Source organism: Mesorhizobium sp. M1E.F.Ca.ET.041.01.1.1 (assembly GCF_003997355.1).
Taxonomy (GTDB): Bacteria; Pseudomonadota; Alphaproteobacteria; order Rhizobiales; family Rhizobiaceae; genus Mesorhizobium.
This window is the reverse complement of record NZ_RZSL01001144.1, coordinates 1-764: the sequence shown is the minus strand read 5'-3', so window position 1 is coordinate 764 and position 764 is coordinate 1. Positions and strand designations below refer to the sequence as shown.

1 protein-coding gene and 1 pseudogene are annotated in these 764 nt (G+C 63.4%); one reads left to right on the top strand and one right to left on the bottom strand.

Features of this window, described 5'->3' with window-relative positions; translation table 11 throughout:
* A pseudogene (locus EOA38_RS37985) lies at nucleotides 1-182 on the bottom strand (AraC family transcriptional regulator); the annotation flags it as partial.
* Between the two features lie 86 nt (nucleotides 183-268).
* Between EOA38_RS37985 and EOA38_RS37980 the strand changes: the two are divergent.
* A partial coding sequence (locus EOA38_RS37980; RefSeq protein WP_145966355.1) for a DJ-1/PfpI family protein occupies nucleotides 269-764 on the top strand: 496 nt, incomplete at its 3' end.

Below are 764 nucleotides of genomic sequence, written 5' to 3'. Positions count from 1 at the left end.
GTCTCCAGCACGAGACCGGCCGACGTCCTGATCCTAGGGGAAGCGGCAACAACCACGACCTCATAGGCAGCCGGCTCGCCGGCCTGCGTGCTGAAGTCGTTGGCGCTGGCGAAAACCTGGAGCGGCCCGCTGACATCGAGCAATTGGATGTCGGGATAGGCAAGGATTTCGATGCGGCGCATTGGTTTGGCCTGAAACGAGGGATGATTGGCGATCGCGCCAAAGCATGATGCCTTAGATTGCCCGAAGTCAACCTGCGGAGATTTCCATGACCCTTCGTTTCGGCATCCTCGTATTCCCCAATGTCCAGCAGCTCGATCTCACCGGCCCTTACGAAGTCCTGGCATCGGCAAAAGGCGCCGAGGTGGAATTGATCTGGAAGGACCGCAATCCGGTGACGTCCTCGACGCGTCTTTCCCTGACGCCGACCGCGACCTTCGACGATTGCCCCCCTCTCGACGTGCTGTGCATTCCAGGCGGAGGCGGCGTCAATGCGCTGCTCGAGGATCGGGCGGTTCTCGATTTCGTGCGGCAGCGCGCGGCGCAGGCGCGCTACATCACCTCGGTGTGCAGCGGCGCCCTCGTGCTCGGCGCCGCCGGGCTGCTCGCCGGCAAGCGGGCGACCACACATTGGTATGCCCATGATTTCCTTGAAGAGTTCGGGGCGGTGTCCGTCGATGCGCGGATCGTCGAGGACGGCAATCTGATCACCGCCGGCGGCGTCACCTCGGGGATCGATTTCGGTCTGGCGCTGGTCGCAAGGC